The organism is Microcystis sp. M061S2 (assembly GCF_020245605.1).
Classification (GTDB): domain Bacteria; phylum Cyanobacteriota; class Cyanobacteriia; order Cyanobacteriales; family Microcystaceae; genus Microcystis.
In genome coordinates, this window is sequence record NZ_JADBUP010000120.1 from 25968 (window position 1) to 35424 (window position 9457).

7 protein-coding genes and 1 pseudogene are annotated in these 9457 nt (G+C 43.3%); 4 read left to right on the plus strand and 4 right to left on the minus strand.

The features are described 5' to 3' along the window. The first annotated feature begins 168 nt into the window (after positions 1-168). The 4 genes and pseudogenes from IM475_RS19140 (at position 169) to IM475_RS19160 (ending at position 1779) form a co-directional block, all read left to right on the plus strand. Positions 169-516, plus strand: coding sequence for a Tse2 family ADP-ribosyltransferase toxin (locus IM475_RS19140; RefSeq protein WP_287728755.1), 348 nt, complete (start codon positions 169-171; stop codon positions 514-516). Positions 517-524: 8 nt separating this feature from the next. Then, the gene (locus IM475_RS19145; RefSeq protein ID WP_287728756.1) at positions 525-869 is read left to right on the plus strand and encodes a hypothetical protein; all 345 of its coding nucleotides are present in this window, start codon (positions 525-527) and stop codon (positions 867-869) included. A gap of 278 nt (positions 870-1147) precedes the next feature. Further along, positions 1148-1441, plus strand: a complete 294-nt coding sequence (locus IM475_RS19155; protein ID WP_287728757.1) for a nucleotidyltransferase family protein — start codon at positions 1148-1150, stop codon at positions 1439-1441. Next, a pseudogene (locus IM475_RS19160) lies at positions 1438-1779 on the plus strand (HepT-like ribonuclease domain-containing protein). The gene IM475_RS19155 and the pseudogene IM475_RS19160 overlap by 4 nt, the downstream one beginning before the upstream one ends. Before the next feature lie 913 nt (positions 1780-2692). Here the strand turns inward: IM475_RS19160 and murI are convergent. The 4 genes from murI to IM475_RS19180 form a co-directional block, all read right to left on the minus strand. Continuing rightward, on the minus strand, positions 2693-3505 hold the full coding sequence (gene murI, locus IM475_RS19165; RefSeq protein WP_287728758.1) for a glutamate racemase: 813 nt from the start codon (positions 3503-3505) through the stop codon (positions 2693-2695). A 97-nt stretch (positions 3506-3602) separates the two neighbouring features. Continuing rightward, positions 3603-5501, minus strand: a complete 1899-nt coding sequence (locus IM475_RS19170; RefSeq protein ID WP_287728759.1) for an N-acetylmuramoyl-L-alanine amidase — start codon at positions 5499-5501, stop codon at positions 3603-3605. 274 nt (positions 5502-5775) lie between these two features. Then, on the minus strand, positions 5776-7164 hold the full coding sequence (locus IM475_RS19175; protein ID WP_287657543.1) for a cation:proton antiporter: 1389 nt from the start codon (positions 7162-7164) through the stop codon (positions 5776-5778). Positions 7165-7718: 554 nt separating this feature from the next. Then, a complete protein-coding gene (locus IM475_RS19180; protein ID WP_287728760.1) occupies positions 7719-9239 on the minus strand; it encodes a methyltransferase regulatory domain-containing protein in 1521 nt (506 codons plus the stop codon). Positions 9240-9457 lie beyond the last annotated feature (218 nt).

Consider the following 9457-nt stretch of genomic DNA (forward strand, 5'->3'; position numbering starts at 1 on the left):
TGGGTTGAGCGAATAAATATGTTAAATAAAACCTCTCAATTCTCAGGGAAAGGGAAACCCAACATTTCAGTTATCAGTGATCAATGATCAGTAATATTCCCCCAACAGAATAATATGGCAACTTATGAAAAGGTGATGCAGATTTTACGCGAATTAGGGAGGTGACAAATGATAAAAACACCCGTTGATTTATACCGTAGAGGTAATGCTACATCTCCCAGAATCGATCATGTTCGTCCTAACAAAAATATTGCCATCTATGAAAATAATGGGCAAATATGGGTAAAAGAAACCCTTGTCGATGGACAAACACCTGGGGGAATTTCGACCTTTTCCGTTCAGGGAATAGGAAACAACTGGTGGAAACTAGATCGGGGAATTTCTATTCCCAGTGAGCTAGAATTAATTAATGATCGAGGTAATCACTGGTTATGGAAACCCTTATTTCCCATGTCAATAGAAACCTATCAACAAGCTTTAAGGGTAATTGGTGAATTTTTTTATCGTGTAAGTTGAGGTAAACTATGAAAACTCTATCATTTAAAGACATCCAATTTATTATCGAAGCTCTCGAATCCCTTCTCAAAAATTATAGTGACCGTATTCAACAAATAGAAGCTCGCGAAAACTATGAAGATGAAATTTCGGACTTAAGTAATGATTCTTTATTTTTACAAGAATTAATTACTGATTTACAAAATCAACAAACACAAGAATTGGCTCTACTTGTGCCTGAATTTGATTTAAAAAAAATGCCTTTACAAACATTAATTAAACAAGGAAAAAACCTGTCAATTGAGGAAAAATTAATCTTATTGGAATCTCTAACTTCATCAATCCGCGAAGAATATAATCTAATGCGAACCTGAAATGAGAAATCAATGATTACTTATTTAGCCACCGTTCATAAAGTCCGTAGTCGTGGTCTTTTATATGCCAAATTAAAACAAACCGAAAAAGCAAAAATTGATCTATAACAAGCAGCTATATTATTCCACCAACAGAATAATATGGCAACTGATGAAAAGGTGATGCAATTTTTGCAGCAATTAGGGCAATAAGTGGGGGGGTGAGTTATCAGTATTTAGTTTTTTCTAGTCTAGTCTGTTAATTGTTCATTAAAAACCTTCGGGATGGATGTTATTTTATGACCCTAAAACAACTCATACAAGACAAACGAGAGGATATCCTAAAAATTGCCACCAAACATGGTGCTTTTAATGTGCGTGTATTTGGTTCCGTTGCTAGAGGTGAGGAAACCGAAAATAGTGATATTGATTTTTTAATTGATTATGATTTAGCTAAAACATCCCCTTGGTTTCCAGGTGGATTATTAGTTGATTTAGAGGTTCTCTTAGGGTGTAAAGTGGATGTAGTAACTGAAAAAAGCCTTCATCATCTAATTAAACAGCGAATCTTAAAGGAGGCAATTAAGTTATGAATGAAGATCAAGTTTATCTTGAATACATTTTAGACTGTATTGATAAAATTAAGGAGTATTTCCAAGTAGGAAAACAGGAGTTTTTTGCTAATTCAATGATCAGCGATGCTATCATTAGACGCTGACAAACTTTGGCAGAATCAACTCAACGGCTTTCGGAGGAATTAAAGGCAAATATTCCCGATGTTGACTGGCGTAATATTTCTGGTTTTAGGAATATTTTAGTACATGATTATTTAGGGGGAATTGACCTTAATACAGTTTGGGATGTGGTAGAGAATTATTTGGATGATTTAAGAGAACAGATTTTAAGACATCTAGAATCAGTCAATACTTAATCAAAGTCTAATTTCGTAGGTTGAGTTGAGCGAATAAATATGTTCAAGAAAACCTCTCAATTCTCAGGGAAAGGGAAACCCAACACCCAACACCTAAATCCGTCTGAATCGGCACTCGCTATTCCCCTCCTCTCATTACTTTTTGTGGGGTTTCTTATATCATTTTTCTTTATTCCTGGCAGGTATTTTACTCCCCTCTCCCAGAAGGGGAGAAGGGTTGGGGGTGAGGGAAATTAACCATCTCTGCCATTACTTTTGAAAAATGATATTAAAAAATTTTTTCCCAGTCCTTGACAACTTATGTTAAGTTGATAGTGGCAGTTGCAAGAAACTAACCCCCAGTTCTCACCAAGAAATTGTTAAGATGAGGAATTTTTTCTCGTCGGTTTCTGGTGCGAAGAATGGAGTCGAAGACGATTACCTGTCCAACTCGATCCCTATCCCTTGGTAGAGTGACTGACGGATAAGCTCGATCTGTTTGCAGATTTGGCCGGTTTTCTCGTCGCTAGTCATTCAATGATCAATGGGGAAAGATCGAGCCTACCTAATTTTAACTATCTTCTCTCCTCCCTAATCAAACAATGCCTACCATGACCTTAGTGTTACCAATGGTGTATCTACTGGTGATCTACCTCTTACTATCGATCGCCAACAAAGCTAAAATCAACTCCTAATCAGTTATCAGTTATCAGTTATCAGTTATCAGTTATCAGTTGATCAGATTTGAGTTTTAAGTCAGCAGTATTACAGCGTTTCTCAGATACATGAGGTTCGTTCTTGCAGCTGAAATAGTTGATTAGCAACTATTAGTGTCTGTGCTTCACCTTGACGAGAAAGGCTGTAAATAGCAGTTTCCTACTGTCTTTTCACTGATTACTGCACACTGATTACTGCTCAGTGAAAAGGCTAACGGTTATAAAACAGGGACGGGTAAATAAACCTTTTCTACCCCGGGAGAAAAACCGAGCCATTGACGAGATAAACGAGCAAAAGTATCAGGATCACCGCTAACTGCGAAGTTGGTAGGTAGGGGTGTTTCGGGATTTTTTATACCTAATAATTCTAGCTCTTTTTCCGCCGCTCGCACAACGGAAGCGGCGGGATCTACCAAGCGCACAGAACTAGGTAAAAGACGACGTAAAACCGGGGAAAGATGGCGATAATGGGTACAACCATAGACCAGAGTATCAATATTTTCTGCCAGTAAAGGCTGAAGATATTCCCTAGCCACTTGCTTGGTGTAGGGGTCAAAAATGCGGTTAGCCTCGATCAAAGGTACAAATTCGGGACAGGGAATTTGCCAAACTTGGGCAGTAGGATCGATTTCTTGAATCGCTTGTTTATAGGCATTACTTTTAGCCGTAGCCGGGGTAGAAATCACACCAATGCGCTTTCCTTTTTCAACGGCAGTTTTTGCCCCGGGTAAAATTACCCCCAAAATTGGTAAATCTTTAAATTCGGCCCGCACTTCTTCTAAAGCCAAGGCGGAACTGGTATTACAGGCCATAATCACCATTTTCACCCGGCGCTCGCCCATCCAAGTGAGAATTTCCCGGACAAATTCGATAATTTCCCCTTTAGAACGGGTTCCGTAAGGAAGTCTAGCGGTATCAGCGAAATAGAGAATTGATTCTTGGGGCAGTTGTCGATACAACTCCCTTAAAACGGTCAGTCCACCCACACCACTATCAAACACACCAATCGGACTAAGTTGTGATTCTCTCATAGATATCGAGGAAAACGCTGATCTAAAGTAGCTTTATTTGATGATATTAAAACACGGATTTTTTGATTGGTAAACTAATGCTCCAATCATTTAATCATTAACGGAGATTTCGTTGAATATATTCAATAATCCCCCCAGCGATCGCCGCCGCCATTTGTCGTTGAAAGTTGGCATTGGCTAATTTAGCAGCATCCTCAGCGCCAGTAACGAAACCCACTTCCACGAGGGTAGAGGGCATTTTCGAGGTTCTCAGCACATAGAAACGGGCCCGACGCACCCCCCGATCGCGCATATCGACACTGCGGACAATATTGCGATGGATGGTGTCCGATAAACGGCGATCACCGAAGTAATACACCTCTAGGCCATTGACATCCGGTCGTGCTTTCCCCATAGAGTTAGCGTGGATACTGACAAATAGATCGGCATCAATCCGGTTAGCCAGATCCGTGCGCCCTTGCAGGGTGACAAAAAAATCGCTATCCCTAGTTAGACGCACATCGATGCCCTGTTGTTGCAGGATGCGGGTAACTTCTAGGGAAATGGGCAGAATTACGTTTTTTTCCTGAAGGCCACCAATTCCGATCGCCCCCGGATCCTTACCACCGTGGCCCGGATCGATCACCACCAGAAAGCGGCTATTGCGTTGTTGGGGGGGATTAGGAGTGGGGTTAGAGGGGCGCGGAGGTGGGTTAAATTGCCCCGTATCTGGGGGTAAAGGGACAGGTATAGTGGTGGAGTCAGGAACCTGAGAAACGGGGCTAGAATTGCGGGAGGAAAGCAATTCTAGGGCTAGGGTTTGATTGCCCGTTTGAGTTAATTGTCCCAGTTGAAAACCCGCGGCCGTCTGTACCAAAATCAGCACCTTATTGGCGCTTTCCTGACGTACCCGCAATTGATAGATAGGACTATGGCGACCAAAGCGCGGACCGCGAAAAGACTCGGCTAACTTAGCATTTTCGATGCGTAGTTCATAGACACCATCCCGGTTAACAATGCCGTTAGCTTTTAGGGGTAAATCCGCGCGAATTAAGAGGCGATCGTTATTACCTGCCAGATCGATCGAGGATATCGTGGCCAAACGACTGCTAGAAGGGGGATTATTGGCAGTTTTCGCGGGGGGATTATTGGGACGGGGAGTGGGATTAGTGGCGTTAGTGGGGGGAGGTGAGGAGATATTATCCACGGAACCCAGACCACCCCTGGGCAGTAAAACCAAGCCACCAAAACGACTATAGAGAGCTTGCCAATCGGGGCTATCTTTATTAACGCTTAGGGAAATCTTAGCCCGTTGATTGGCAGTCTGACTGAATTGAATATCGCCGACCCCATAGCGATTGACAGGGATAGTTTGACCGGTGAGACTACCGGGTAAAGTGGCCCCGGGTAATTCAAATTCGATTTTTTTGCCGTCGCGGCTGCGTTGACTGCGGATCGATCGCTCATCACCATTTTGCTCTAAACGGACAAAAAGACCATTGCGAGTGACCTGAAAATCATCGTTGTTGTCCGTCTGGCTAACTGGAGGTGGGGGAGTGGGACGGGTGGAACCGCGATCGGGGGGAGGTGTGGGGTCAGGGGTGACGGGTGGTTGCGTTTCCTCCCGAATCGGTTGGGGGTCTGGCAATTCCACTGTCCATTGGGTGGGCGAAATTCCGCGAATTTTTACCTGTTGAGGATCAAAGGTGTAGCCTGGGGCTAATTCAATCACTAAACGGGTAGTTTCCGCATCAAATTGACCAATACGGACACTTCTGACGATATTGCCAATGGGCCGGTTAATATTGGGTTGCCCTAACTTGATCCCGGGCAGATCGATCACGATCCTAGTGGGGTTAGTAATCATTTGCGCTCGCGGTTGCACTCGATTGTCGGTGGTGAAGACCAGACGATTCTCATTGGTGTCGAATCGCCAAAAGACGAGCTTGCCTGCCCAAGCAGGGGCCGCCACCAGCAACCAAGTTAATGCGCTTAGGAATAACCAATGAAATCTCACGATCGATGCTCCCGTTGCTCAGTTATCAATTACCTTTTTTCGGTAAAAATGGACGATTTTGTCGATTTTTTGCCATCCATAGCTCCGTTAATGCTCTGAGAATGACTATCAATAAAAACAAGCTTATGGGACGTTGGCATGGTCTGCTATGTTTCTGATCAGTTATCAGTTATCAGTTATCAGTTATCAGTTATCAGTCATCAATGAAAAGACAGCGCTGTTAGTGCCATTCAATACTGCTCACTTAACACTACCACTGGTAACTGCTCAGTGCTCACTGATCACTGAGCACTGATTGAGGACTGGCGGTAGGTTCTTTAAATACTAACCTTAACAGGGGCGGAGCGATAAAGGTAGTCAAGATCACCATCATAATAATGGCCGCATCGGCAGCGGGGGATAAAGCGCCACTAGCAGCCCCGACTCCGGCAAAGACTAAACCCACTTCACCCCGGGGAATCATGCCAACTCCGATCGCCAAGCGATTGAGTTTTTCCTTGCTGAAAACGGCTAACCCCGTCACCACTTTACCCAAAATAGCGACGACAATTAAGAAAGCGGCCAAGACTAATCCTTCTCGATTAGTGGGAATAGCGGGATTAAGGACACTTAAATCGGTTTTTGCCCCCACACAGACGAAAAATATCGGTACAAATAAATCGGCGATCGGGAACACTTGTTCTGCCAATTCCGATCGCTTTTCCGTTTCCCCTAAGACCAGGCCGGCAGCAAAGGAACCGAGAATCGCTTCTAATTGGATAACTTGGGCAATATAGGCAAGAATAAAGGCGAAAATTAGGGAAACTAAGAGCAATTGTCCCCTAGTTTTCATGCTATTAACTAATTGAACGTAAAAGGGGCTTAAAAAACGACCGATCAGGATCGCCCCGATCACAAAAGCGCTAGAACTAATAACTAGATAAATTACTTTGCTAATTTGCACTTCTCCGGTCTTCACCAAAGAAGCAACGACAGCGAGAACGATAATACCGAGAATATCATCGAGAACCGCTGCCCCGATGATAATTTGACCTTCTTTCGCCGATAACTGCCCTATTTCTGCTAAAACCTTGGCGGTAATGCCGATACTGGTAGCGGTTAAAGCTGCGCCGGCAAAAATAGCGGGAATGGTGGCCAGATGAAAGATATAGATTAAACCCAAAGTACCCACCAAAAAGGGAACCGCAACTCCCACCACTGCGACGACGGCTGCCTGCGGACCGACGCGAATTAATTCCTGCAAGTCCGACTCTAAACCGATCTCGAACAGCAGGATAATTACCCCCAATTCCGAGAGGACGGAAATTACCTCACTGGCAGCACTAAAAACGGCGGGAGATTCCTCTGGGGTGAGGGATGACGTGGATTGTAGGAAGTGAATTAGGAGAGAATCCTCGAATCCCGCTCCTCCTTCTGGAAAAACCAGTAATTTTAGCGCAGAAACCCCGATGATCACGCCACCGACTAATTCTCCTAGCACGGGGGGCAAGTTGAATCGGACGCATATTTCCCCCCCCAGTTTACAGGCGAAATAAATAACGGTCAAACTCAGCAGCACGCAGGCTAAAACTAAGGCACTATCGGCAGTTTCGGCTGTAGCTGCCGAGGCTAACAGGGGAAGATTAAAACTCCAAGCGGAAGAAAGGAAAGGCTGTAGTATCATCGCTCGCTCAAAATTACTCCCAATACTCTAACAAGCTGGCGGCCTATTCAGTGATTCCCTATTAAACTTTGCCCCTTGTCCAACTTCTACGAGGGTTCAGCCGTGGCCAGGTGAGGCTGAGATAAATTGTCAGACTTGCTATTATCGGCGATAATAGGGGGCAAAATAGCTAATAGCTGACTCCACATCCTATTTTTGACGACTACCGCCGCAATCATCGCTTTAGCACTGGACAGTCCTTCTTTCGCCAGTTGGTAAATAATTTTTACAGACCCCTTGACAAGATGCTTATTTTGTGTTTTCTAGATGTCGTACCAAGAGTGATCGTCGTGTCGCCATTATCACCGCAAGCGTGCATTGGACGGGGATGTGAAGAAAGATAGGGAGCCTGATTGGCTCTCCTCTTCTTTGTGTGATAAGTTTAACTTATATAGTAGTGATCGATCTCTGTGTCCTTTGTGTCTCTGTGGTTCCTTCCACTCACTGGGATGCAAGACTGTATCTTAGAATACATTTTACCCACCAAACCTGGGAGAGCCCCTGATTTTCCTTATCTATTCAATACCCAGTTTTTGCAATGTTAGTAAACGTCCTTGACTAAACTCCTCGTACACTGTTTTCAGATGAGCAATATTCTCCTCCTCTGTTTCCAAAGTTTTCCCATCCTTAACCACTTTTTTGCCTTCACTTGCCAAATTTTTCCAAACAAATTGTACGGCATCTTGGTTAGAGGATTTAGCCAAGAGGAATAATTGTTCTAAACGATTGACCACTACTCCAGTCCCAATCAAAGGAGAAGCTAAAAAGCTTAATTCCTCACTATAGACTGCTTTCGCTTTCACTGCATTATTAAAAGCATCAGTAGATGGTTTCCGTTGTTGGCAAGTTTGCTCATCCACAGCAGGATGAATATAGCCAATACCAGTTAAAATCATCAGAGCTTGGTAAAGACCATTTAAGTTAATATTTGAGGTTTTGGGGTGATTTTGCAGTTGCAGTAAAGTTTGGGGAGATTCCGCCAAAACCTGACAAATTGGCTGATAAACTGTCTCCTGTAACTTAACTTCTCCCACGGGAAACTGATGCTCGAACTTGATAATTGCGGGATTAACAATCAGAGCAAACCGAGTTTCTTGTAGTTGTTTAACCTGTTCTTGGCTGGTTAAACCTAAAGAGCCTCGACTAAAAATATCACGACGGAATTGGCTATTAACAAAGAAATCTCGCACCACTTCCCGATAGATTGGGTCGCTAATTTTTGCTAATTTTTCTTGGGCAACTGGGGAGAGATTGACCGCATCAATATGGTCATTAATATGGGCGGAACCCACATATTTAAGTTTAGCATCCTCTAATTCTTTCGCCACTTCATCGAAGTAAAAAGAATTCCATTCCTGATTGAAATACTCGTGAGCTAAATAATAACGATTTTGTTCCTTTAGGCGCTCGTAACGACTTTTTAAGATTGGATTTTGGACAAAATAACTAGCATTAGCCTCTAATAATTCTCCCGTAAAATTAAGTGCCTGTTCAATGCGAGTTAAAATTGGTTCGGAACTGTGTTGACCATGACGTAACATTAAAGCTTGCATCGGCATCGCCGCCGACCAACCCGGAAGAGCATTATAGGAGATATAAACTAATCCCCCCACCTTGAGATTGCGGCGAATAAAATTAACTATTGCTTGGCGATTTCTGGCACTAATCCAGCTATAAATTCCGTGCAGACTGATGAAATCAAATTGAGGTAAATCTCGCTCTAAAAATTCCTCAAAACTATCATCAAAGAAAAGAATATTGTTCATTCCCGCCTTGACCGCTAAATCTCTGGCGGTGGCGATATGGCTAGGATTGAAATCATTGGCATAAAATTGGGACTGGGGATAGGTAGCCGCTAAAATATTCGTGGTAAAACCCTGACCACAGGCCAATTCACAATAGGTGAATTCTTGGCTAGAATCGGGGGGTTGAATCGATTTAATCAGAGTCGCTAAACCTAATTTTAGGGGACTTAACTCGCCGTAAAAGCCGCTAGTGTAGTTAACTTCCGATACATATCCTTCTGTCCAACTCATAGATTTTCCTCAAATATAATGGCAAGTCATAAAATTAAGACTTGATTATACAGGAAAAGAGCCATGTCCCCTAGATTGGCTCTTTTGGATTTGGTGGGTAAAATGTATTCTGAGATACAGTCCTGCTGGCGAGGGAGTGGAGGGAACCACTCCAGACACAGAGGACACAAAGATCGATCCTATGTAAGTTAAACTTATCACACAGAACCTAGAAGAGC